The organism is Phycisphaeraceae bacterium (assembly GCA_019636735.1).
Classification (GTDB): domain Bacteria; phylum Planctomycetota; class Phycisphaerae; order Phycisphaerales; family SM1A02; genus VGXK01.
In genome coordinates, this window is sequence record JAHBWY010000001.1 from 524,879 (window position 1) to 548,236 (window position 23,358).

The following is a 23,358-nucleotide window of genomic DNA, read 5'->3' on the forward strand; positions in this document are numbered from 1 at the left end:
ACTTCAGAACTCCCGCGTCGCAGAACCGGTCGAAGGCAGCGCGGGCACTGAAACAGTCGCTTGCGGCACCGGATCAGTCGAAGCGACCGTGATCCTCGATCGCGAAGTCGTGGATCGACGCCAGTTCCTGAGCGGAGAGTGACGCGAGGCGATTGAAGCGATCGATGATCGGCTTGGGATCGCGCATCGCGAGACGCCCGAGCAGGTCGAACTTGTGAGCAAGAATTGCCTTCAGGTCGGCCGTGGTGTTCCGGGCATGACCGCTCGGGTACATCACGAGCCCGCTCTCCAGGCGCTGGCCCGTCGAGGTCTCGATGACGACCGAGGTCGGAATGCCGTCGGGGTAGCGTCGGTCGTAGTCGGGGCCGCCGTGCTCGAAGGCGATCTTCTCCATGAGCGCGCGAGTCTGCGGGTGGTTGATCGCGCGAGCGTCGTAGTCGTGCGGCGCGAGCATGAGCGTGCGCCAGGTGTCATCGTTCGCATCGAGGAAGCGCCGCGCGGCCGCGCCGCCCGGCTGCACCGCCTCCATCGCCTTCCGGAGCAAGGTGCTCACGATGTAGACCATCGAGTGATCGGCGCTCTGCCGAGTCTTCGGGTCGCGCTTCGCCGGGTCACCGATGATGCCGAACGCGGGCTCATAGGCGACGATGGTGATCTTCCGAATCGCAGTTGAATCGGCAAGCACCTCGGGATGCTTGCGCATGAGATCGATCACTCCCTGGAGTGCGCCGGCACTCTGGTGCTCATAGAGCCCCAGCTTGAAGTGCATGCCCATGACCGCGAAGTCGTCGCCGGCGGACGAGAGCACCAGGTCGAATGGCGAGTCGCCCTGAGTCTTCACGAACTGGCGGAACATGCTCTCGGGGTTTCGGAAGATGTCCCGCGGACCAAGAAACCCTCGCATGGACCGCTGCATGCAGAGCACTGCGAACTCGGTGGAAATCGCCGCACTGGCCCCCTTCGAATCCGAGAGCTGCTTGCCCGCGCGGATCGCCCGCCAGGGGATGGCATGGGCGACGAACATGCCGATCGCGCTCTCGATCTGCTCGGCGCTGGCACCGAGCATGGCTCCATACACCGCGGCGCTCGCGATGGCGCCATGGACGACATGATCGATCTTGTAGGTCTTGAGCGAGAAGACCTCGGCGAGGCGGCCGCGGATCTCATCAATCGCCACCATGCCGCGCAGCGCGAAGGCACCATCGCGGCCCGCGAGCTGCGCGGCCGCCAGGGCCACCGGGTAGAAGTCGTTGTGTCCGAACTCGCCGGCGGTGTGGCCCAGCGGCGCATTGAATCCAAAGTTCGTGCCGTTGGAGTCCCACTCGCGCACCGCCGCCGAGTTTGCGACGATCGCCTTCTCGGGTCGCACCTTGGTTGACGACGCGAAGAAGGTCACGCCGCGCGGATCGGGGTACTCGAGCGCTTCATCGCGCAGAAGCCGCGGCGCGTTGGTGCCCAGCGCCACCGCCGACAGGCCGCAGAGCACCGCGTCGGTGTGGAAGAGCGTGGTGCGCTCGAGCACGCGCGGCGACGGTTGCCCCTGCGCCATGAACTCGATGGCGTAGCGGCTGATGCCGAGGGCCTGATTGCTGGAGCGCGGAAGCGTGACGGTGGTCGATGCGGTGGCGGTGGCGGTCATGAGCGGAGAGGGGGAAGAAGGGCGTCAAGCAACTCCACCACGCCTTTGCCCTGCGTGGCGATCGTCTCGTGAATGGGTCGGCCCCCGGCGATGTCGAGGAGATCGCGGACGAGCTTCGACTCACCCGCGAAGTCCGCCTTGTTGACTACGAAGAGGTCGGCGATCTCGAGAATTCCGGCCTTGTCCATCTGCACGCTGTCGCCCATGCCCGGCACGACGACCACGGCGCAGCGATCGACATGCCGCCGGATCGCGACATCGTTCTGCCCGGCGCCGACCGTCTCGACGATGAGTCGCTCGTACCCGGCCGCACCGATCAGCTCGATGATCGCGTCGAGGGTGGCGTAGTCCTCGCCGGCAATCGCCAGCGAGCGATAGAAGACACCATCATCAACGGCATTGAAGTCGACGCGAAGGCGATCGCCCAGGAGTGCTCCCGAGGTGATCGGGCTCATCGGATCGAAGGCCACGACGGCGAGCCGATCGCCGCGGCGCACCGCCTCGCGCGCCATCGACGCGACCAGCGTGCTCTTACCCGCGCCGGGTGCACCGGTGATGCCGATCACCTGCTTCGGTCGTCGGCGCGGCGCTTCCTTCGGCAGCGTGCCGGCATGGGCCAGGGAGATCAGGCGGGAGAGGCGCGCCGTGGGATGCTCGAAGTCGGCGGGGCCGTACGGTCGCGTCGCGCCCCGCACGCTGTCGACAATCTCGTTCAGGCCAGTGCCCGTGTGATAGACGCGCGCCACACCGGCATTGCGGAGCGCCTGGACATCCTCCTGTGGAATGATGCCGCCGACATTGATGACCATGTCGGGGCGTCCCACCTTGCCGCACTCCTCGACAAGCTTCGGCACCAGCACGAGATGCGAATTGCTCATCATGCTGCATGCGATGCAGTCAGCGTCCTCGTCACGGGCACCGAGCGCGAGCGAGCGCGGCGTCTGCCAGAGCCCCGAGTAGATGACATGGGCGCCTGAGTCGCGCAGCAATCTGGCGATGAGCTTCACACCGCGATCATGCCCATCGAGCCCCATCTTCCCGAGAAGCACGCGCGGCCGGTGTGGAAGATCGGCGCAGCGGTCGAGTTTCTCGATCGATGTCGTCGGTTCGTGGATCACTCGCGCCATGGGGCCCCGGATGGTAGCGGATCGGCCGATGTGGCCAATCAGTCGCCGTTGCCGCCACCGCCATCGCCACCATGACCGCCGTCGCCACCCTCGGCGTGGCTCGCGTGGGCCTTCTCGAGCGACACCTCGTCGGATGAGGCACCTTCGCCAACTTCGTCGCCTTCGGCCTTCACCCGCTTGGCCTGGGGGGTCCACGACTCGGGATGGAAGTGGTGCGCGTAGAAGCCGATGATGAGATGCATGTCGCGATAGTCGTGGTCGTCGAGTTCGTGGCGACGACCATCGCGTGTGAGAAGCCAGGCCTTCCAGGTCGAACGCTTGCTCCCGGTCGGAGCGCACCAACGACTCATGTCAATCCCGGTGACTTCGCTCAGGGGAATGACATCGGTCGGCGTACGCAGCGTGCCATCCTCGGAGAGTTCCCAGCGGCTTCGCATCATGCGCACGAGCGGCCACGCGAAGAAGGGGAAGCCGAGCACACCGCACCCGATCACCCAGAGCCAGAGCTGCAGTGGTCGATCCCACGCGGCAAGCTGACGCGGTGGCCCCTTGAACCTGAGCTCGATGCGCTCGATCGTCTCCTGCGCTGCCCGATAGCGAGCGAGATCCTCTTCGCTCACCGTGACCGGAACGACGATGCTCGGCGCGGAAGTCGCATCACGGGCGCGGGCCTTGACGGCGTCGCCGAGTTCGGTCAGCACCTCAGCGGCCGCGCGATGCTCCTGATTCGCGCGCTCAATCTCGGGATACCAGATCCAGTAGTCGTACGCGCCCCAGATGGCTCCTCCGAGGCAGAAGAGCGCGAACCCGAGGTTCAGAAAAAATGGGAACGGCCGAACGCCTGTCTTCACCTTCATCCGGGGCCAATCGTATCCGAGAACTCGTCGTCCTCTCCGCTCGGTGCGGGAGAAGTGATGGATCCCCAATTGCATCGGCGCGAAGCTCGGACTAAGGTGTCGATCTCCGGCGGCGTGGGGGGCGGTCGCATTTGGCGGCTGCTTGAGAACCCTGACGGAGACCATTCGGACATGCCAACCCACCTGATCCTCCGCCGCGGCGCGTCGGCCGTGCTCGCCCTTGCCGTGACCCATGGGACCGTCATGGCGTGCCCCCCGGATCTGGATGGAAGTGGAGTGATCGACGGCGCCGATCTCGCGCTCCTTCTTGGAGCCTGGGGTGGAAGCGGACCCGCTGACCTCGATGGCAATGGCACGGTGGATGGTGCGGACCTCGCCATCCTTCTCGGCGAATGGGGAACCGAGTGCCCGACGGAGCCGGTCGGCATCAGGAGCATTCAACTCGCGGGTCGACCGCTCTCGCAATTCCCTTGGTTCGACTTCGTCCAGAGCTTCAACTTCGGCGCGCCCGTGCGATTCGCCGTGGACACGCTCCGCATGCCGGAACTGATCGGCGCGACGGCCGATGTCTACATCACCGCGCCGCGCTCCGCCGCCGAGTGGCAACTCAATCCCACGCTCACCGATGTTCGAGGTTTCGAGCAGCCCGTGACCTTCGTTGCCGGTGGCGTGCTGCCGAACACCATTTCACTTTTCGATTCGACCCTCCTCCTGGCGACCGACGGCACGAACTTCGGTCGCAGCTACGACCTCGTGATCGATCTCAATCGCAATGGCATCCTCGATGATGGCGACCTGATTGACGGCTTCGGCGACACGCCGGGGTTCACGGTGCTCTCGAACTTCACCTTGAATGGTCCCTACGCAGTGACGAATCCCGCGGACTACACCGTGGCGGGCGCGACCTCGGGCTTCACATCGCAGCGACTCTGGTATCCAAGCAATCTCGCGTCGCTCACGCCGCGACCAATCGTCGTCATCAGTCACGGCAATGGTCACAGCTACACCTGGTACAACTACCTCGGCTCGTTTCTGGCGTCGTGGGGATATGTGGTTATCTCCCACCAGAACAACACCGTGCCGGGGATCGAGACGGCCAGCACCACCACGCTTCAGCACACCGCCGCGCTGATCAACCAGCAGGCGACCATCGCCGGTGGAGTACTCAATGGCAAGCTCGACGCGAGCACGATCGTCTGGATCGGGCACTCCCGCGGGGGCGAGGGTGTGGTCCGCGCCTTTGATCGGCTCTTTGACGGCACCTACACGCCGCCGTCGAATGCCTACTCGAAGAACAGCATCAAGCAGTTGATTTCGATTGCACCGACGGACTTCCTCGGCAAGGGCGGCCCCACCACCGGCTCCGACCCCCACGATGTGCCCTTCTTCCTGATCTATGGCGCGGCCGACGGCGATGTCTGCGGATGCCCTGGAAACAATGTTGCGCACAGCTTCAACCTCTATGAGCGCTCGGTCGGTGAGCACTGGTCGACCTACATTCACGGCGCGGATCACAACGACTTCAATTGCTGCGGCCCGAATGACTTCTCGGGGCCCGCGGGGACCGCGCTCGGCACCGCGGCAGTGCAAGCGCTCATGAAGGTGCACACGCTCGTGGCCATCAAGTCGACGCTTGAAGGCTCGCCAGCGGCTCGCGAACTGCGATGGCGTCGGTACGCGTCGCTTCGGCCGCTGGGGGTGAGCACGAGTGCGATCGTCCGCAATGACGAAAGTCGGCTCGGATCCGGCACCATTGCCGTCATCGATGACTTCCAGACGCAGACATCAGTCACCATGAGTTCGAGCGGTGGCGTCGTGTCGCCCGCGGTCGAGAGCCTGACCGAGGGCATCGCCGACGACAACAACTCGTCGTTCACATGGCTGACGACGGATCCCTTCAACGGACAGACGCGCGTCGGCGTCGGCGACTCGCAGCGCGCCATCGTCTTTGCATGGACGGCACCGGCGTCGATCACATGGAGCATCACCGAGCCGCTGAAGGACTTCTCCGGCGCTGTCGCGCTGGGGTTCCGAGCGGCGCAGGGCACGCGCCATCCGAGCGGCACGGCCGCCGATGCGACATTCACGGTCACGCTGGTTGACCATGATGGTGTCGAGTCGACGATCTCCCTGGTGCCCTACAGCAAGGGCCTCGGGCGCACCTACCAGCGCACGGGTTTCGGGACTGGCGCCGGCTGGCAGAACGAACTGCAACTCGTTCGCCTCCGTCTCGATGACTTCCGGCGTCATGGCAACGCCATTGACCTCTCTCGCATCGCCACGATTCGGATGAACTTCGGCGGCGCGGGTGAAACCTCGACCGGCCGCATCGTGATTGATGATCTCTCCCTCCTTGCCGAGTGAACTCCCATGCGAAGCCTTCTGATCAACTCCACTGCGCTCGGACTGGGACTCTTGGTCGTGGTCGGGTCGGCCTCGGCCGTCCCGCAGTCGCCGCGCACGCCACCGTCAGCACCCGCCTCCGCGCCCGGAACCTCTCCTTCGGTTCCGGGGTCATCGACGCCGGCCGCGCCGCCGTCGAGTGGCGCCCCGCGCTCGGGGAATCCGCCTACTTTGGAGACGCCAGCGGTGACTCCTGGTGCGGGCGCTCCTTCGCCCGATGAGATCTCCGAGCTTCCGCCGTTGCCGGAAACTCCCGGAGCAATCACGGAGATCGTGGCGGCGCGACCATTCGTGGTGACGGACGCGTGGGAGAGCGACTGGGCGAGAGAGCGCCCCGAAGTTTCGCAGGGATGGGTCGTGGTCCTTCGTGCCCCCCATGCCTTCGTCTTCCCGCGACAGACGCAAGAGCCGATTCTTCTCGCGGGCGCTCGCGCGGTCGAGCGCGTCGCCAATGTGCCCAGCGCCAATTTGATTCTCGCGATCGTTCCGGCGACGCCGCGGAGCGCGGCGGTTCCGGGCTTCGCCGCGGGAGAGGGCGCATCATCACCGAACGGTGACCAGGCTTCGGTCAATCGACCGCTCTCGGAACTCGCCTTCTGGTTTGGCACACCTGGCTTGCCTGAGCAGCTCGATCTGGCGGGCATCGCGCATGAGATCGTGCTCGCCGAGCAGGTGTCGATTGGTCCCCGCTCAAGCGATGAAGTGGCGCGTGCCCTCGACAGGGGCGGTGAGGCGCTGATGATCAAGGACCGCGAAGCGCTCCTCCGCGCCGTTGAGCCATGGGCGCGCCGACTCGGCATCACCTTCCCGGAGGATGTCGGCGACGAGGGTGGTGCGAACAATGCGAGTGGCCCGGCTGGATCGGCTCCATCGGGTCGGTGAGCGGCGCTCGGCGCGCTCACAACGATGCTGATGGTGTCGGTCGATCGGTCGGCCGGCAAGATCGACTGGTTCGCGGGCGATGATCGATCCCGAGTGCGTTTCGCGGGCAACTCCGGTCGCCGCACCGGGCAGGCATGGCGCGATGCCGGCGTCATCGCACCATTGGTCCAAGCTCGCTGAAGCCGAATGAAAGTCCCCCGCCGCGGTGCTGGGACGCCGCAGGCGGGGGGGAGGAAAAGGACCAGAAAAATGCTCGCGATGGGAGGGTCGTTGGGGGCTTCGGCCACCTCGAATCGAACCCGTACGCTCGTTCCGGGTTCTACGGCTGAATTGGTGGGCGTTTCGCCGTTGAGGGGTCGGGCAACCGCTGACTCCGTGCTCGCCCGACCAGTGCCCTAGTTCCGTCCAGTGCCGACCGAAATCTCCGTGAACCGCTCCCATCGCGAGTCCGTCCCGTGGCGACCGTCGGAGCGATCGGGCCGCACGGGTGTTCCGAACGCAGGCCCGCGCGAAGGCGCGAGCCTGTCGTCATGAGGTCGTCAACTGCAACCCATGCTCTGGCCGCAGTTGAGGCAGCGATAGCAAGTCCCGTTCCGCACGGTGATGGCGCCGCAGTTGTCGCAGGCCGGCGCATCACCCATGAGGGCCGAGTTGCTCTGATCCAGTGCCGAGGCGCGATGCACGCTCACGCTCTCTTCGATGTCGACGACCGTGGTCGTCAGGTGCCTCTCGATCACCACCCCAGGCGAAGGTTCGACCCTCGCGTCGGTGCCAGTGACCGAGGTGATCCGCCCGCGGCTCGGGTTCCCTTCCATCGTCGGCGCGTCGCCGTCGAAGGGGGCTGACCTGTCGCTCGTGGTCGAACCATGCTGCCCGTGTTCGTGCACGCGCACTCGCTGCCATGAACCGCATGACTGGTCCTCCGTGACGGTGGTGTTCTCCGGCGCGTGGTCCGTCACGGCCGGTCGCAGGGCGCCCACGCTGCGTGCGGGGGCGTTCTGCTCTCGATATCCGGGGATGAACTGCATGCCCATCCACCGGAAGATGTAGTCCACCAGGCTCTTGGCGAAGGGGATGTCGGAGTTGGTGGTCATCCCCATCGGCTCGAATCGCTGGTGAGCAAACTTGTTGACGAGGCTTTCGACGGGCACTCCATACTGGAGCGCCACGCTGATGGCAGTTCCAAGCGAGTCCATCAGGCCGCCGATGGTCGAACCTTCCTTGGCCATCGTGATGAAGAGCTCGCCCGGGCGACCATCCTCGTAGAGACCCACGATCAGGTAACCCTCGTGGCCTGCCACATTGAACTTGTGCGTGATGCTGCCGCGCGTCTCGGGAAGGCGTCGGCGCATCGGGCGCTCGATGACCCGCTCCACCACGCGCTCGACGATCCGCTCGATCATGCGCGGCTCATCGGCGGAGTCGTCGTCAACGGCGCCGCGCTCAAGCGTCAGGTCACTCAGCGAGCGGAGCTCCTCCCTCGAGTTCACCCGGGAGTCGGATGATGTCGTCGAGGTCGAGGTCGCAGCTTCCGCCGCTGCACGCAGTTGATCCGGGGCGGAGGCCGCCGAAGCCGAGGCGGCCACGGATTCCCCCGGGGCACCGCGGCCCTCTCGGTCGAGACCGTCGAGATCCTCCTCATCGCGATCGAAGTCGCTGTCGGACTTCGTCGAGAGAGGCTGGCTGAGCTTGCAGCCGTCGCGGTAGAGCGCGTTGGCCTTCAGCGCCAGCTCCCAACTCAGCATGTAGCAGGAGCCGATCTCTTCGACCGTCGCCTCGTTGGGCAGGTTGATCGTCTTCGAGATGGCACCCGAGATGAAGGGCTGCGCCGCAGCCATCATCCGGATGTGTCCCACCGGGGCGATGAAGCGCTGGCCGTCGGGGCCGCATCGATTCGCACAATCGAAGACGGCCAGGTGCTTCTCCTTCAGGTGCGGAGCGCCCTCGATGGTCTGCGTGCCGCAAATGCGGCGGTTGAGCGCCTTGATCTGCCTCGGCGAGAGTCCGAGCAGGCGCAGTCCGTTGAAGCGGGAGTCGCTCCTGGCCTGCGCCGGGTCGACGCCATGTGCCCGCAGCACGCGCTCGGGAATGCTCCACGCGGAGAAGGCGAATCCGATTTCGAAGAAAGTCGGGAGCTGATTCTCAAGCTGCACGAGTTCATCGCCCGTGTAACCGCGCTCGAGCAGCCAAGCGCGGAAAGTCGCCTCTTCGGAAGGGCGGCCTGCCGGCATGGCGCCGTCGCGCTCGGGCATCGGCTCATCGAGAGAGAGCGTGCCCATGACATGCTCCAGAATCGCATCAGTCTGATCGGCGGAGTAGCCGAGCGCCCTCAGCGCCGGTCGCACGCTCTGGTTCGCAATCTTGAAGTAGCCGCCGCCAGCGAGCTTCTTGAACTTGGTCAGCGCGAAGTCGGGCTCGACGCCGGTCGTGTCGCAGTCCATCAGGAGACCGATGGTGCCCGTCGGAGCGATGACCGTCACCTGCGCGTTGCGATATCCATAGCGCTCGCCGAAGTCGAGGGCATCATCCCACGACGCGGTGGCGCGGGTGCGAAGGTCCTCGGCGTTCGCAAGGGTCATGCGACTCGAACCGAAGACGGCGTGATCGATCGGTACGGGCTTCGTCCGCAGCGACTCCCATTCGTTGGAGGCGCGATCGACGCCATAGGCCGCACGGCGGTGGTTGCGGATCACTCGCAGCATCGACTCGCGGTTCTCGGCGAACCCGGCGAAGGGGCCATGCTCCGCCGCGAGCAGGGCGCTCGCCGCATAGGAGCGGCCCGTCAGGATCGCAGTCAGCGCACCGCAGATCGCGCGGCCCTCATCGGAGTCGTAGGGAATGCCGGCCTGCATCAGCATGGCGCCGAGATTGGCGTAGCCGAGACCGAGTGTGCGGTACTTCCAGGAGAGCTCCGCAATCTCGCGGCTCGGGAAGCTCGCCATCAGCACGCTGATCTCCAGCACGATCGTCCAGAGGCTGATGGCGTGCTCGTACCCATCGAGGTCGAAGCGCCGCGTCTCCGGGTCGTAGAACTTCAGAAGGTTGATCGATGCGAGATTGCATGCCGTGTTGTCGAGGAACATGTACTCGCTGCACGGGTTGCTCGCGTTGATGCGACCGCCCGAGGGGCAGGTGTGCCACTCGTTGATGGTGGAATCGAACTGCACGCCGGGGTCGGCGCAGCGCCACGCGGCCTCGTTGATCTGCCGCCAGAGTTCCCGCGCCTTGATGACCTTGTGGGGCGAACCATCGGTGCGCCGCGTGAGCGTCCAGTCACCGTCGGCCTTGACCGCGTCCATGAAGGCATCGCTCACTCGAACCGAGTTGTTCGAGTTCTGACCACTGACGGTGTAGTAGGCCTCGCCGTTGAAGTCGTAGGTGAGATCGAGGCCGAGCGCCTCGGCCGCCTCCTGCTGAGCGGGCGAGAGGTGCTTCATGCCCTCGACGAGCGCCGCCACCTTGATCTCCTCGCGCACCTTCCAGTTCACGAAGGCTTCGATGTCCGGGTGATCGACATCCAGGCAGACCATCTTCGCGGCGCGGCGCGTGGTGCCGCCGGACTTGATGGCGCCCGCGGCGCGATCACCAATCTTCAGGAAGCTCATCAGGCCTGAACTCTTGCCTCCGCCCGAGAGCGGCTCGTTCTCGCCGCGCAGGTGGCTGAAGTTCGTGCCCGTGCCCGAGCCGTACTTGAAGAGCCGCGCCTCGCGGACCCAGAGATCCATGATGCCGCCTTCATTCACGAGGTCATCGTTCACACTCTGGATGAAGCAGGCGTGAGGCTGCGGATGGGTGTAGGCGTCGGCGGCGAGCGAAGTGGCGCCGGTGGCGGGGTCGGCAATCCAGTGGCCCTGCGCCGGACCGGAAAGGCCGTACGCCCACGCGAGACCTGTGTTGAACCACTGCGGACTGTTGGGGGCAGCCACCTGATGCAGGAGCATCCAGGCAATCTCGTCGTAGAAGGCCTGCGCATCCTTCGCGGAGCTGAAGTATCCGTGCGTCTCGCCCCAGTGGCGCCAGCATCCGGCGAGCCGGTGGACCACCTGCTGCACCGAGCGCTCCGGACCAAGCTGGGGCGCGCCATTGGCGCCCTTCAGCACGCGGCCGCGCTCATCGACCTGCGGGACCCCAGCCTTGCGAAAGTACTTGCTCACCACGATGTCGGTGGCGAGCTGACTCCAGGTGGATGGCACCTTGGCATCGTTCATCTCGAAGACGGTGGAGCCGTCGCTGTTGGAGATGCGGCTTTGGCGCGTGGACCACTCCACGGTGGCGTAGACATCCTTGTTGGCCTGCGTGAAGCGTCGTGCGATTCTCATGGCCTGTCTCTTCCGTGAAAGGGGAACGAAGAAGAGCCGGCTGGCGAAGCCATTCGCCTCCGGCGGGGATCGGTGAAGTCACGAATCCGGAGAAATGCCGTCAACCATGGGCAGGGTCAGGCCTGCCTGGTCCTGGTACTTGCCGCCCTTGTCCGCGTAGCTGACCGCGCAGACGCGATCCGCCTTCAGGAACACCATCTGGGCGATGCCTTCGTTGGCGTAGATCTTGGCGGGCAGCGGCGTGGTGTTCGAGATCTCGATGGTCACGCGGCCGCGCCACTCAGGTTCGAGCGGCGTGACATTCACGATGATCCCGCATCGGGCGTAGGTGCTCTTGCCGACGCAGATGGCGAGCACATCACGGGGAATCGCGAAGGTCTCGATCGTCTCGGCGAGCGCGAAGGAGTTGGGCGGAATGATGACATGGTCACGCCCGGTCTCCTTCGTGTCGATGGTGAGAAAGAGGTCGTTCGTGAAGCGCTTCGGATCGACGACCGCGACACCGCCGCTGGTCGCGTTGGTGAATATCTTGAAGCGCGTTCCGACGCGCACGTCGTAGCCGTAGCTTGAGACACCGAAGCTGACGACACCGGGGCGCCGCTCGTTCTCAGCGAAGGGCTCAATACCGACGAGTTCTCGAATCTGCGTGTCGCAGAGGACGGTCATGAGTTACTCCGCAGCCAACCGAGCCGGAAGAGGGGAACCAGGCGCGCACCCAAGGCCGGTCCGCTCTCGCAGAAATCCCGAACAGACACCGAATTCAAGGCTCTGAACCTCCAGAACCCACCATTGCGAGACCAAGGTTTCCGCACCTCCGAATCAGGGCAGCAGGACCGCGTGGACGGAAAACGGGCTGCTGAACTGTTCGATCGGCTCCCTTGGGGTCGCGGGGCCAAGATACCCCTATGGATTGTGGATGCAAGCCCCCACACACCCAATTTTGACAGGATTTGTGGATCCCGTTTGCAAATGGTTCCGGGACCATGGGTTGCGCGAGCCAAGTTCTCGCGTTGGTCGCATGGGCCTCGGGTTCGCGCCGGTGGACAGGTTGTCGCGGGGGTGCCTGCTACCCTCGCGCGCATGGACGCAGGGATGCGAGATGAGACGCGGGATGAAGCGATGATTCCGCGCCCGTCGCCGAGCGAGGTCTCGGGCAGCGCGGCGTTGACGCCATCGCAGCAGCGCGCGGTCGAGCATGTCGATGGTCCCGTGCTCGTGCTCGCCGGTCCCGGGTCCGGCAAGACGCGCGTCATCACGCGCCGCATTGCCCACCTCGTGTCGATCGGCATTCCCGCGTGGCAGATCATGGCGCTCACCTTCACCAACAAGGCGGCGTCGGAGATGCGCCGGCGCGTCGACTCGCTCATTCCTGCCGATGCGCCGGGGCGGCGCGGTCTGGTGGTCAGCACCTTCCACTCGTTCGCCTCCATGCTGCTGCGGCATCACCCCGAGGAGACGGGATTGCGCCCCGGCTTCGTCATTCATGACACCTCCGATCAGCGCGACACCATGAAGCGGGTGATCGCTGATCTGGGTGTCGGCGGACGGTGGACTCCCGCGTCGGCGCTCGCGCAAGTGAGCCGACTGAAGAACGCGCTTCGATCTCCCGCCGATGCCGCAGGCGATGGCGACTTTCGCGGGCGCTCCGTGGCCCGGCTGTACGAGGCCTATCAGGCGGAGCTCGCGCGATCGAATGCCGTGGACTTCGATGACCTGCTCTACATGACGGCGCGCCTGCTGCGATCGAAGGAGGCGCTGCGGCGCGCCTACTCGGAACGCTTCCGGTACCTGCTCATCGATGAGTACCAGGACACCAATCACGCGCAGCTCGTCATTGCTCGCGCCATCGCCGAGCACGGCAACATCATGGTGGTGGGCGACCCCGACCAGTCGATCTACGGCTGGCGCGGCGCAGACCTCCGCAACATTCTCGAGTTCGAGGAGGCATTTCCCGGCGCGGAGATCATTCCGCTCGGTGAGAACTTCCGCTCCACCGGGTACATCGTTGATGCGGCCTCGTCGCTCATTCGTCACAATACGCGGCGACGACACAAGGTCTTGTCGACCTCACTCGGCCCGGGGCGGCGGCCGCTCATCATCGGCTGCTTCGATGAACACCACGAAGCGCAGGAACTGGTCGGCCGTCTTCGCGAGGCGGAGCGCTCGGGAATGGCCTGGCGCGACATGGCGGTGCTCTATCGCATGAACGCGCTGTCGCGCGTCGTCGAAGATGCACTGCGACGGGATGGCGTGCCCTACCAGGTCGTGCGCGGCACGGCGTTCTTCGAGCGGCGCGAGGTGAAGGATGCGCTCGCCTACCTGCGCGTGCTTTCCAATCCCGCCGATGCGACGAGCCTGCGACGAATCGTCAATGTGCCCGCGCGAGGGCTGGGTGATGTGAGCCTCGATCGCCTCGACGAGACGGCTCGGGCCCGTGATCTGTCGCTCTCGGCCATGCTGTTGCGCGCGTCGGAGGCGGGGGTGACGGGCCGAGCGCTGAAGGCGGCCGGCACGCTCGGCGCCCTCTTCGAGCGGTGGCGCTCACTCGGCCGCCAGGCGGATGCCTCGGCCCTGGGAGAGCTCGTGAGAGCCGTCATCGATGAGAGCGGCCTCCGCAGTCATTACACCTCGCGCGAGGAGTCGGATGAGGATTTCGAGGATGAGGATCGCCTCGCGAATCTCGATGAGCTTGAGAACGCGGCGCATGAGTTCGTGACGAACGCCTATGCCGAGGGCGATCAGCTCGATGCCTCGAATGCGGCGCGAGCCGAAGATCTCGAACGCTCGTGGCAGGGTGAGGCCGACCTCGTGGCGTCGATGGATGGCGACAGCGATCTCGGCGATCGGCGCGAGCCGCCCGACGCCGCATGCGATGGCGACATGGCAGATCCGACGGCCGCGGTCGATGGCCCTGGGCCCATGCAGGCCCCCAAGCGCAACGCACTCGAAGCGCTGGCCGCGTGGCTCGAGAGCGTGGCGCTGGTCGCCGACTCCGATGCCCTCGACGGCGAGCGCGGTGCCGTCACGCTGATGACGCTGCACGCCGCCAAGGGACTGGAGTTCCCGCTTGTCGCGATGATCGGGCTCGAAGAGGGCCTGCTGCCGCACGCCCGGTCGATCGAGAGTGCCGATGGGTGCGAGGAGGAGCGGCGCCTCTGCTTCGTGGGCATGACTCGCGCGGAGCGCACGCTGCTCCTGCTGCACAGCGGGACGCGCATCGTGCATGGTGTCCGACACTCGACGCGCGAAAGCCGATTTCTTGGTGAGATCGACGCGAAACAGGTGGAGCGCGTCGATGCCATGCGCAGCGCATCGAGCGATGTCTTCGACGACCTTGAATCGGGGCACCAGGGATCGGGCGGCCGACCAGGGTGGCGAGGGTCTGGTCGCGGGGCGGAGGAGCAGGTCTTCCGCGTCGATCGCTCCGAGGACTGGCATGGCGGCAAGCCGAGCGCACCGCGTCGCGCGTCACCGACCTCCGGCGGTACCGCGGGTGCGCGAGGCGCCACCCTCCAGGGATTCTCCGTGGGATCGATGGTGCGGCATCCTCTCTTTGGCATCGGCCGGGTCATCGAACTCCTGCCGCGGGCTGGTGCGTCGAGCGTGCGCGTGAACTTCAACTCGGCTGGCGTGAAGACCCTCGTTCTCGCCTACGCCAAGCTTCAGAAGCTCACTTGACCCGTCAGTAGGTAGGCTCCTCCGCCATGAGCCAACAAGGTCACTGGTACTCGGAGGGGGCGCCGCCAACCGATTCACCGCTGCCGCCGCCGAGAGTCAATGGACTCGGCATCGCAGGATTTGTTGTCGGTCTGATCGGCCTCTGTGGATGCCTTGGGCTGCTTTCGCCCATCGGACTCATCCTGAGCCTCTTCGCGCTCACCAGGGCGCCACGGGGGTGGGCCATTGCGGGCACTGTCGTGAGCGCCATCGGCTGCTGCTGCCTGCTTCCCATGGGTCTGCCTCTGGTGCTCGTCGCGACCGGTGTGGTTTCCGTCTCCGCATTCGCCATCTGGATCGTGAACACCTTTGGCCTCGGACCCGAGGGCAAGACCGCCCTCTTCGCCTCGATCGTCGCCGCGATGATCTCGATTTACTACGCGCAGAACGGCGTCCTTCCGCCGACGCTCGACGACCTTGATCTCGCTCCGGAGATCCTGCGCGATGGCTGGGGGCAACCCTTCGTCTACGAGATCACGGACCAGGGTGGCTTCGTTCTCCGAACGCTCGGCGCTGATGGCAAGGAAGGCACGGCCGATGACTTCGAGCTCGAGGGGGTGCTGCAAGGCGGAAGCTTGCAGATTCAGCCGAGGCCGAGACGCCTGCCCGTGGTTCCGACCGCACCCGCCGACAGCGCCGCTCCCCCCGACCCAACCGGGGAGAGCGCGCCCTGATCAAGTCCGCCGGTCAACGGCAGAGCCCGGTCTGCCACATCACGAAGGCCCACTGATCGGCGCGATCGCGCAAGCGCAGCGAGAGCGGCTTGCCCTGTCCATGGCCGCCGTCGCGGTCGACCCACAGGAGGATCGGTTTCGTCTCGGGGTCGCTCGTCGTCATCGCCTGGAGCCGTGCCGCCATCTTGCGTGCGTGCAGGGGATGGACGCGACTGTCGTTCTCACCGGTGTGCAGAAAGACCGCGGGATAGGCCGTGCCCTGCTGCACATGGTGATAGGGCGAGTAGGCGCGCAGCCAGCCATACGCCTCGGGGTCTTCGGCGCTGCCGTACTCGGGCACCCAGAACTTGGCCAGCAGGAAGCGGTCGTATCGGAGCATGTCCAGAAGCGGGACTCCCACGATGGCAGCAGCGAAGAGCTCAGGCCGTTGCGTGACGGCCACTCCCGTCAGCAGACCGCCGTTACTTCCGCCCTCGATGACCAGTCGGCGTGAGTTGGTCCAGCGCTGTTCGATGAGCCACTCGGCGCAGGCGTAGAAGTCATCAAAGACATTCTGCTTCTTGTCCCTCATGCCGGCGCGATGCCACGCTTCGCCGTACTCGCCGCCGCCGCGCAGATTGGCCTGCACCCAGACGCCACCCGCATCGAGCCACGGAATGATCGTGGGGTTGAAGAACGGAGTCAGGGAGACATTGAAACCGCCGTAACCATAGAGCAGGCATGGGTTGTCACCCTGCGGCGTGACACCCTTGCGCGTCACAATGAACATCGGGATCATCGTGCCGTCGCGACTCTTCGCGCGGACCTGCTGGACCTCGTACTTCGAGGGGTCCACGGGGACTTCCGGTCGAGCCCAGAGCGCGAGGGACGGCGGCGGAAGCGTGGCTCGCGCGGCCGAGCTGGCGATTCCGCTCGAGGGTTCAGCGCCTTCAGCAAGGTCGAGTCGATAGATGCTGCGCGGCTCGGTGAAGCTTGTGAAGGTGAGGAATGCTTCGCTGCGCTCCTCTTCGGTGCTGAGTGACGCCGTGCCGAGGCCCGGCAGGGCAATGTCGCCGCGAGGACTTCCGTCGAGCGACACGCGCGTCAGCCGCGATGAGGCATCCTGTTCATAGTCGAGCACGAGCAGGTCGCGGGCGAGTTGCGCCCCTTGAAGCACCGCGTCCGCGCGCTCCGGCACCACGGTCTGCCACGCCGAAGGATCGCCCGGCGCGTTCAGGTCGATGCGCACCAGACGCGTGTTCGGAGCGTTGAAGGTCGTCGTCGCCCACAGCGTGTCGCCGAGCGTCGACGCGGGTTGCGTGCGGGCATCGAGCCCCTTCGCGATCGGGATCGGCGCGAGCGTGCCGGTGCGCCGCCAGTCATCGAAGCGCATCACCGAGAGGTCATTCGCCTGCCATCCCCGGAAGAGGCCCGTGAAGAGCCAGCGGCCGTCGGTGGAGAGCGCGGCGAAGGGAATCTCGCTCGGGTTCTCCTGCTTCAGGAGCACGGGATCAAAGCGCGGGCTGGTGCCCACCTCGTGGAAGCGCACCTCGCGGCTGTAGGGGTCCTTCGGGTCGCGCAGCACGCTGTAGAGGAACCCCTTGCCATCCGGAGTCCAACTGGAGAAGGAGACCTTGCCCGAGATCTGATCAGCGAGCCAGCGACCAGTGGCGGTGTCGAGAATGTGAAGTTCGCTCATCTCGCTGCCGGAGCGGCTCAGCCCGAAGGCAAGGAGTGCGCCATCACGGCTCGGGTTCATCCAATCGAGCGATGTGAGTCCGGTCTGGTCGAGCGAGTTGAGATCGAGGAGATCGCGCGGGGCGCCATCGAAACCCTGGCGGACCTTCACCACCGGCTGATTCTGACTGCCGGTGCGCTCGGTGTAGAAGTAGAGATTCCCGCGCATGCGTGGCGCCGAGATGGCGCCGATCTCCATGAGCGGTCGCAGCGCCGACTCCAGCGCGCTTCGACAGGGCAGGGCGTCGAGTCGTGCTCGCGTGAAGTCGTTCTGGGCCGTGGTCCACGCCTCCACCTCGGCAGACTCGGAGTCGAGCGCCTCGAGCCAGCGGTAGTCATCGGTGATCGATTGACCGTGGAAGACCTCGACCACTGGATCGCGCCGCGTGGGTGGCGGTGCAGAAGGGCTTTGAAGAGCGACGAGGGCCGACGGAAGAAGCGCAATGGCAATCATGTCGCCATCGTAGCGGGGGTCACCGGGCCGCCGAGAAGTCTCATTCGGATGGTCTCGGGGACGGCGGCCAATCGGCGGGCGATCTCGTCCACCGGCGCCGACGGATCCACATCCATGATCACATAGCTGAGCGATCGATTGCTCTGGAGGTACTCGGCATTGATATTGACACCGAGATCGGCGAGCACCGTGTGCAACTGCCGAAGAACTCCGGGCACATTCTGATGGAAGTGAGCGATGCGGAGTTGATCGTCGCGTCGCAGCGGCAGGTCGACTTCAGGCACGCTCACGCTGGTCGAGGTGGAGCCGTGGGTCAGGTACTTCGCGAGCTTCTCCGCCACCTCGAGGGCGATGAGCGCCTGCGCTTCCTCGGTGCTGCCGCCAATATGAGGCGTCAGGATCACATTGGGAAGTCCGCGCAGGGGTGTCTCGAATGACGCGCCATTCTGCTCGGGTTCGCTGGGAAAGACATCGATGGCGGCGCCGGAGAGGCGCCCCTGGTGGAGCGCCGCTGCGAGCGCGTCGATGTCGACGACCCCGCCGCGGGCGTTGTTGATGAGCACGGCACCAGGTTTCATGCGCGCCAGCTCCGCGGCGCCGATCATGCCGCGCGTCTGTGGCGTGGCGGGCACATGCAGCGACACGATGTCCGAGTGTTCAAGCAGATGATGGAGCGAGGGCACCGAGTGGGCGTTGCCGAGCGGAAGCCGCCGCGCAATGTCGAAGAAGAGCACCCTGAGTCCGAGCGCCTCGGCGAGGATTGAAAGCTGACTTCCGATGTGTCCGTAGCCCACGATGCCGAGCGTGCGCCCGCGAACTTCGTGGGCGTCGCGCGCATTCTTGTCCCAGCGCCCCGCGTGCAGTTCGGCGCTCTTCTGGAAGAGGCGCCGAGAGAGCACCACGACTTCGGCGAGCGTCATCTCCGCCACGCTCCGGGTGTTGGCGAAGGGCGCGTTGAAGACCGCGATGCCGGCGTCGGCCGCGGCAGCGAGATCCACCTGGTCCGTCCCGATGCAGAAGCACCCGATGGCGAGGGCGGAGGTGTCCTTGAGGTGCTCGGCTCGAAGGCGCGTTCGACTGCGAATGCCGATCACTTCCGCGCTGCGGAGCGCGGAGTCGAGCCGATCACCTTCGCCGGCCGCGACATGGCGTTCGACGGTGGCGCCGGCGTCGCGCAGGAGTGCGTCGGCGTTCCCATGCACACCTTCGAAGAGGACGGCCTTCATGCGGGACTGATCCGCGCGATCATCATCGCCATCGAGGGGGGAGTGCGTCATGGTCCGAGCTCAGCAGCGTGTCCGTTCGTCGGCGCGCGTTCGATCACGCGCCGACCACATCGGGGAGGTTGAAGAGGCCCTGCGTGAGGTTGCGGGGGCCGTCCGCGGTGATCAGCACATCCGCTTCGTAGTGCACGCTCAAGCTTCCATCGGCTGTTCGAATGGGCCACTCGCGTCCCGAGGTGCGGATCTCCGTGGTCGAGACGGCGATCATGGGTTCGACCGCGAGCAGCATGCCGACTTCGAAGGGCTTCCACGCTTCCGACCACTCGCCCGGATAACTCGGGACGACATTGGAGATGAATGGCGGCTCGTGCAGGGAGCGACCGATCCCGTGACCGCCCAGCCCGCGGACCAGGTGGAACCCGGCGTCAATCTCCACCGCGCTCTGAACCGCCTTGGCCCAATCGATGAGCGGTCGGCCCGCGACCATCGCCTGCACGCCGCGCCGGAGCGACTCGCGGCCGCACTCCTGCAAGCGCCGACCGAGTTCAGTCTGGGTGCCGACGGAGTAGGTCCACGCGGCGTCGCCGATGAAGCCTCGGTATCGCACGCCGATGTCGATCTTCAGGAGATCGCCCGGCGCGAACGGCTCGCGCTCGGAAAGGTGCGTGCCGTGAACGATGCAGTCATTCACGCTGATGCAGGCGTGGCTCGGGTAGGGCGGGTGACCTCTCACGCGATAGCCGAGGAAGCAGCTTGAGCAGCCGAGTTCATCGAGCTTCTGCGCGACGAAACGATCGACTTCGATCGCCGTCACGCCGGGGCGAATCATGGCGACGAGCGCCTCGTGAATGCGCACGACGCGGGCGGCCGCCTCTTCCGCGAGAGTCATGTCCTGCGCTCGGGTGATCGTCACGGCAGCAGTCTCCGAGGGAATTGTCCCCCAATCATGCTCCAGCGTGGGCCAGGGCCCGCCACATCGAAGATCAGTGAGAGTTCGCTGCCTTCGACCATCATCAGGTCCGCCCGCTTGCCGACCTCGATTGATCCCACCTCGCGATCGAGGCCGAGCAACACGGCGGCGTTCCATGTCGCCGCGGTCAGCGCCTCGGCTGGCGTCAGCCCCAGGTGACGGACCGCGAGCGCCATCGAGAAGGCGAGGCTGAGCGACGGCGCCGAGCCGGGGTTCGCATTGCTCGCCACCACGATGGCGCCGCCCATGTCCACCAATCGCCGCGCGGGGGCGAAGCGACCATCGAGCGCGAAGCCGCAGCAGGGGAGGACGACGCCGGCAGTCTCGCTTCCGGCCAGTCGGCGCAGTTGTGGTTCACCGCTCGCTTCAAGGTGATCGACGCTCAGGGCGCCGAGTTCGACGGCCATCTCGACGCCGCCCTTCACCGAGAACTGGTCGGCATGAAGTCGCAGTCGCAGCCCGAGGTCCCGCGCCCGCTCGAGGTAGCGACGGCACTGCTCGAGGCTCCACCCGCCATCGTCGCAGAAGGCATCCACGACCGCGCCCGGCAGTCGCTCGGCGAGGCGTGGCAGCCCTTCGTCGATCATCGCCTCGACCTGCGTGGGCAGGCCGGGATCGAGGGCATGACCCCCGAGGAAGGTCGGGACCACCGGCGCGGGAGAGTGAGCGGCCACGCGGAGGATGGACTCGAGCATGCGGAACTCATCTTCGACGCGCAATCCGTAGCCGGTCTTCACCTCGATGGCGCCGCTGCCCAGCATGCGGCACTCGGCGAGTCGCGTGCGCAGCAGGTGGTCGAGTTCATGATCCGACGCGGCGCGAGTGGCGCGCACGCTGCTCATGATGCCCCCGCCGCGCTTCACGATCTCGAGATAGGGAGTTCCCGACCACTTGAGCGCCCACTCGTCATCACGACGGCCCGCCCACAGGAGGTGCGTGTGCGCATCGACCAGCAGCGGCAGGAGCGTGGCACCGTGCGCGTCGTGAATCTCACCGATCAACTCCGGAGGTTCGCCTTCACCCACGCCGTGAATGAGACCGTCGCGCACCGTGACCCAGCCGCGCTCGATGACGCCGAGATCGCGCAGCTGCGCGCCTCGCCGGTAGCCGGCGGGACCGCGGAGAGAAACCACGCGGGCTCGGTGGATGGTGGCGACGGTCATGGTGGCGAAACCGCACGGCGTGGCGCCGTCGGGAGTGGAATCTAGCAGCGCTGCAAATGAGTACGCTCCGAGTCATGCGTCTCCTGCTGGTGCGTCACGCCAAGGCATTCGATCGAGATCCGGCGCGCTGGCCCGATGACTCGACCCGCCCGCTGACGGACGAGGGGCGGCGGGCCTTCCGGCGCCTGGCGGAGCGGCTGGATCGTTGGGTGGATCCCCCTCGCGTGGTGCTTGCCAGCGCATGGAGCCGCGCCTGGGAAACGGCGCAGATCCTTGAGGAGCGGGCGCTGTGGCCAGCCAGAGTGCGCGAGCCAATGCTGGAAGACGCGGAAGAAACCGGGGCCACGGCGGAGCTCCTCGAGCGCATCCGCCGTGCTTCAGTGGCAAGCATGGCCATGGTTGGACACGAACCCTTCCTTTCGCGCTTTGCAAGTCGGCTCCTTTGTGGTCGAGCCGACGGCGTGGCGATCGACTTTCGCAAGGGTGCGGTGATCGAACTCGAGGTCGATCCCGAGGGACCCGTTGGAGCCGTCCTCCGATCGCTGGTGCACCCGGCGCTCTTCAAGAAGTCATGAAGGCGGTCCTCGCGGTATAACTCTGATCTTCACGGAGTTGACCATGACCGCGCTGCCCCCCGAAAAGAAGACGCCGCTCATCGAGATCAAGTGGAACGGATCCGTGCTGCACCTTCGCCCCACGGGGCCCAATGTCGGTCAGCGTGAAGCGCCGGTCATCCACGAAGAGGTGAATCCCTACTTCAAGGAACTCTCCAAGTCGATCCGCGCCATGGTGCTGGACCTCACCGATGTCCACTTCATGTCGAGCATGGGGCTTGGCACCTGCATCGCGCTCCGCAACGCAGCCGCCAATGTCGGCGCGAAGCCCATCATCTTCGGCATGAACAAGGAGCTTCATGCCCTCATGATGATGATGAAGATCGAGAAGCTCTACAAGATCGCCGCGAGCCGCGCCGATCTCGAGAAGCTCATCGGTGACTGAACTCGTTCTTCCGCGCTCGCTTCGGAATTGCTCTCCAGCGTCACGGGTGGCAACGGCGCCTCTGGTGCGATGGGCATCACCGGCATGTCTGGCGTCTCGGGCGCCACGGGTGCCTCCGGCGTCTCAGATGCTGGCGATGCGGCCTCCGGTGGAGGGCGCTCTCCCGAGTAGATCACGATGGCCGCTCGATCCCGATCGCTCTCGCCGAGCGTGCGATCCGAGCGCCGCTGCACGGAGATGGTGCAGATCCTGAGGAAGCCGTTGCGCACGGCAATCTCATCCACCAGCCCTCCGTCGAAGTCACTGTGAAACTGGCCCACGAGGTGAATCACCTTGGGAGGCGAGAACGGTCGCCCTGGGAGCGAGGCCGCGCTTCGGCGGGCGTCCACGATCGACTCGGCCATCGTCGCGTCCCACACCAGTTGGCTTCTGAAGACCGAGTCGAACGCGGTGGAATCGAATGACTTTGCATCGCTCATGCCGGACATGACCGTGTCGAAGCGAGCGCGGTACTCGGGCTTGGACTCGCGCCGTGGCAGAGCGAAGAGCGCCTGTTCATCTGCGGGAAGCGCGCGGAGCGCGTCGTAGCCTTCGAGCCGGGCCTGCCGAACGAGGCGCCGCGGCGCGTTCGCGCCCACGACGGGAGCGCCCGAGGCCTTCGCCGCATCGATCATCGGCTGGAAGAAGATGACCCAGGTGTCGCGCCCCGCCCAATGGCGCGAGTCGGTCCCGTCGATGAAGGCATCGACCTCGATCTCACCGCGGAGATACGCGTCGATGAGCGGCTGATCGTCGCGCTCGAGCATCTCCATCGAGAGGACCACGCGCGGGAAGCGCGCGATCGTCTCCATCACGATCGCCTGCTGCACGGCGTGCGCGACGGGATCGTCGTGCTGCTCGCCGATGATGATGACATCGGCCCACGCCACCGCCTCCGAAAGGTCGTACCAGGTCAGGATCGTGCCGCGGCGACCATCGAACATCGGAAGTCCGTGCGGAACGAAGGGCTGATCGGGCACACGAGCCCAGCCCTTCTCCGGCCCCGCAAAGGGATTCGCGAAAGGATCGCGTGGGGAGCAGCCGAACAGCATGGAGAGTCCAACAACCACGACTCCAGGCACGAGTTTGGCGCAGCGGCGCGTGGCGCGGTCGAAAATTCTCATCGGAGGACGGAGTCTAGGCGTGCCTTGGCCGCGGCCTAGGTCATGATGGAGG

General features: G+C 65.8%; 15 protein-coding genes and 1 pseudogene. 6 read left to right on the plus strand and 10 right to left on the minus strand.

Features of this window, described 5'->3' with window-relative positions; all coding sequences use genetic code 11:
* Nucleotides 1–73: 73 nt before the first annotated feature.
* Genes KF724_02000 through KF724_02010 form a run of 3 tightly spaced genes read right to left on the minus strand, consistent with a single transcriptional unit; the run spans nucleotide 74 to nucleotide 3,623 of the window.
* Nucleotides 74–1,639: an MmgE/PrpD family protein gene (locus tag KF724_02000; GenBank protein MBX3354453.1), complete on the minus strand. Its 1,566-nt coding sequence runs from the start codon at nucleotides 1,637–1,639 to the stop codon at nucleotides 74–76.
* Nucleotides 1,636–2,766, minus strand: coding sequence for a cobalamin-dependent protein (locus KF724_02005; protein MBX3354454.1), 1,131 nt, complete (start codon nucleotides 2,764–2,766; stop codon nucleotides 1,636–1,638). Before KF724_02005 ends, KF724_02000 begins: the two co-directional genes overlap by 4 nt.
* A 38-nt stretch (nucleotides 2,767–2,804) precedes the next feature.
* Nucleotides 2,805–3,623 carry a hypothetical protein gene (locus tag KF724_02010; protein ID MBX3354455.1) on the minus strand — a complete coding sequence of 273 codons (819 nt, stop codon included), beginning with the start codon at nucleotides 3,621–3,623 and terminating at the stop codon, nucleotides 2,805–2,807.
* A gap of 171 nt (nucleotides 3,624–3,794) precedes the next feature.
* Between KF724_02010 and KF724_02015 the strand changes: the two genes are divergently transcribed.
* Entirely contained in the window at nucleotides 3,795–5,987 is a 2,193-nt protein-coding gene (locus KF724_02015; GenBank protein MBX3354456.1) for a hypothetical protein, read from the plus strand.
* Nucleotides 5,988–6,212: 225 nt separating this feature from the next.
* The gene (locus KF724_02020) at nucleotides 6,213–6,908 is read left to right on the plus strand and encodes a hypothetical protein (GenBank protein ID MBX3354457.1); all 696 of its coding nucleotides are present in this window, start codon (nucleotides 6,213–6,215) and stop codon (nucleotides 6,906–6,908) included.
* Between the two features lie 1,556 nt (nucleotides 6,909–8,464).
* Here KF724_02020 and KF724_02025 read toward each other — a convergent pair.
* Nucleotides 8,465–11,227: pseudogene (locus KF724_02025) on the minus strand (adenosylcobalamin-dependent ribonucleoside-diphosphate reductase).
* A gap of 78 nt (nucleotides 11,228–11,305) precedes the next feature.
* Nucleotides 11,306–11,893, minus strand: a complete 588-nt coding sequence (locus KF724_02030) for a dCTP deaminase (protein MBX3354458.1) — start codon at nucleotides 11,891–11,893, stop codon at nucleotides 11,306–11,308.
* A gap of 414 nt (nucleotides 11,894–12,307) precedes the next feature.
* Between KF724_02030 and KF724_02035 the strand changes: the two genes are divergently transcribed.
* Both KF724_02035 and KF724_02040 read left to right on the plus strand, forming a co-directional pair.
* Nucleotides 12,308–14,905: a UvrD-helicase domain-containing protein gene (locus KF724_02035; GenBank protein ID MBX3354459.1), complete on the plus strand. Its 2,598-nt coding sequence runs from the start codon at nucleotides 12,308–12,310 to the stop codon at nucleotides 14,903–14,905.
* A gap of 26 nt (nucleotides 14,906–14,931) precedes the next feature.
* On the plus strand, nucleotides 14,932–15,618 hold the full coding sequence (locus tag KF724_02040) for a type II secretion system protein GspG (protein MBX3354460.1): 687 nt from the start codon (nucleotides 14,932–14,934) through the stop codon (nucleotides 15,616–15,618).
* Nucleotides 15,619–15,631: 13 nt separating this feature from the next.
* Here KF724_02040 and KF724_02045 read toward each other — a convergent pair whose 3' ends face one another.
* From KF724_02045 to hutI, 4 genes are read right to left on the minus strand one after another with little or no spacing between them, the layout of a single operon-like run.
* On the minus strand, nucleotides 15,632–17,788 hold the full coding sequence (locus KF724_02045) for a S9 family peptidase (protein MBX3354461.1): 2,157 nt from the start codon (nucleotides 17,786–17,788) through the stop codon (nucleotides 15,632–15,634).
* Nucleotides 17,785–19,065, minus strand: coding sequence for a phosphoglycerate dehydrogenase (gene serA / locus KF724_02050; protein ID MBX3354462.1), 1,281 nt, complete (start codon nucleotides 19,063–19,065; stop codon nucleotides 17,785–17,787). The genes KF724_02045 and serA overlap by 4 nt, the downstream gene beginning before the upstream one ends.
* Before the next feature lie 43 nt (nucleotides 19,066–19,108).
* Nucleotides 19,109–19,924 carry a type I methionyl aminopeptidase gene (gene map, locus KF724_02055; GenBank protein MBX3354463.1) on the minus strand — a complete coding sequence of 272 codons (816 nt, stop codon included), beginning with the start codon at nucleotides 19,922–19,924 and terminating at the stop codon, nucleotides 19,109–19,111.
* Nucleotides 19,921–21,144 carry an imidazolonepropionase gene (hutI, locus tag KF724_02060; GenBank protein MBX3354464.1) on the minus strand — a complete coding sequence of 408 codons (1,224 nt, stop codon included), beginning with the start codon at nucleotides 21,142–21,144 and terminating at the stop codon, nucleotides 19,921–19,923. The genes map and hutI overlap by 4 nt, the downstream gene beginning before the upstream one ends.
* Nucleotides 21,145–21,200: 56 nt before the next feature.
* Here hutI and KF724_02065 point away from each other — a divergent pair, with 56 nt between their 5' ends.
* Nucleotides 21,201–21,719: a histidine phosphatase family protein gene (locus tag KF724_02065; protein MBX3354465.1), complete on the plus strand. Its 519-nt coding sequence runs from the start codon at nucleotides 21,201–21,203 to the stop codon at nucleotides 21,717–21,719.
* 43 nt (nucleotides 21,720–21,762) lie between these two features.
* A complete protein-coding gene (locus KF724_02070; GenBank protein ID MBX3354466.1) occupies nucleotides 21,763–22,143 on the plus strand; it encodes an STAS domain-containing protein in 381 nt (126 codons plus the stop codon).
* On the opposite strand, the gene KF724_02075 is transcribed toward KF724_02070, so the two are convergent.
* Nucleotides 22,092–23,306: a ChaN family lipoprotein gene (locus tag KF724_02075; GenBank protein MBX3354467.1), complete on the minus strand. Its 1,215-nt coding sequence runs from the start codon at nucleotides 23,304–23,306 to the stop codon at nucleotides 22,092–22,094. The genes KF724_02070 and KF724_02075 overlap by 52 nt on opposite strands.
* Between the last annotated feature and the right edge of the window lie 52 nt (nucleotides 23,307–23,358).

Excerpts from the sequence above, each read along its gene's own strand:
- KF724_02000 (MBX3354453.1), bottom strand. The coding sequence starts at position 1,639 with ATGACCGCCACCGCCACCGCATCGACCACCGTCACGCTTCCGCGCTCC.
- KF724_02005 (MBX3354454.1), bottom strand. The coding sequence starts at position 2,766 with ATGGCGCGAGTGATCCACGAACCGACGACATCGATCGAGAAACTCGAC.
- KF724_02010 (MBX3354455.1), bottom strand. The coding sequence starts at position 3,623 with ATGAAGGTGAAGACAGGCGTTCGGCCGTTCCCATTTTTTCTGAACCTC.
- KF724_02015 (MBX3354456.1), top strand. The coding sequence starts at position 3,795 with ATGCCAACCCACCTGATCCTCCGCCGCGGCGCGTCGGCCGTGCTCGCC.
- KF724_02030 (MBX3354458.1), bottom strand. The coding sequence starts at position 11,893 with ATGACCGTCCTCTGCGACACGCAGATTCGAGAACTCGTCGGTATTGAG.
- KF724_02035 (MBX3354459.1), top strand. The coding sequence starts at position 12,308 with ATGGACGCAGGGATGCGAGATGAGACGCGGGATGAAGCGATGATTCCG.
- KF724_02040 (MBX3354460.1), top strand. The coding sequence starts at position 14,932 with ATGAGCCAACAAGGTCACTGGTACTCGGAGGGGGCGCCGCCAACCGAT.
- KF724_02045 (MBX3354461.1), bottom strand. The coding sequence starts at position 17,788 with ATGATTGCCATTGCGCTTCTTCCGTCGGCCCTCGTCGCTCTTCAAAGC.
- serA (MBX3354462.1), bottom strand. The coding sequence starts at position 19,065 with ATGACGCACTCCCCCCTCGATGGCGATGATGATCGCGCGGATCAGTCC.
- hutI (MBX3354464.1), bottom strand. The coding sequence starts at position 21,144 with ATGACCGTCGCCACCATCCACCGAGCCCGCGTGGTTTCTCTCCGCGGT.
- KF724_02065 (MBX3354465.1), top strand. The coding sequence starts at position 21,201 with ATGAGTACGCTCCGAGTCATGCGTCTCCTGCTGGTGCGTCACGCCAAG.
- KF724_02070 (MBX3354466.1), top strand. The coding sequence starts at position 21,763 with ATGACCGCGCTGCCCCCCGAAAAGAAGACGCCGCTCATCGAGATCAAG.
- KF724_02075 (MBX3354467.1), bottom strand. The coding sequence starts at position 23,306 with ATGAGAATTTTCGACCGCGCCACGCGCCGCTGCGCCAAACTCGTGCCT.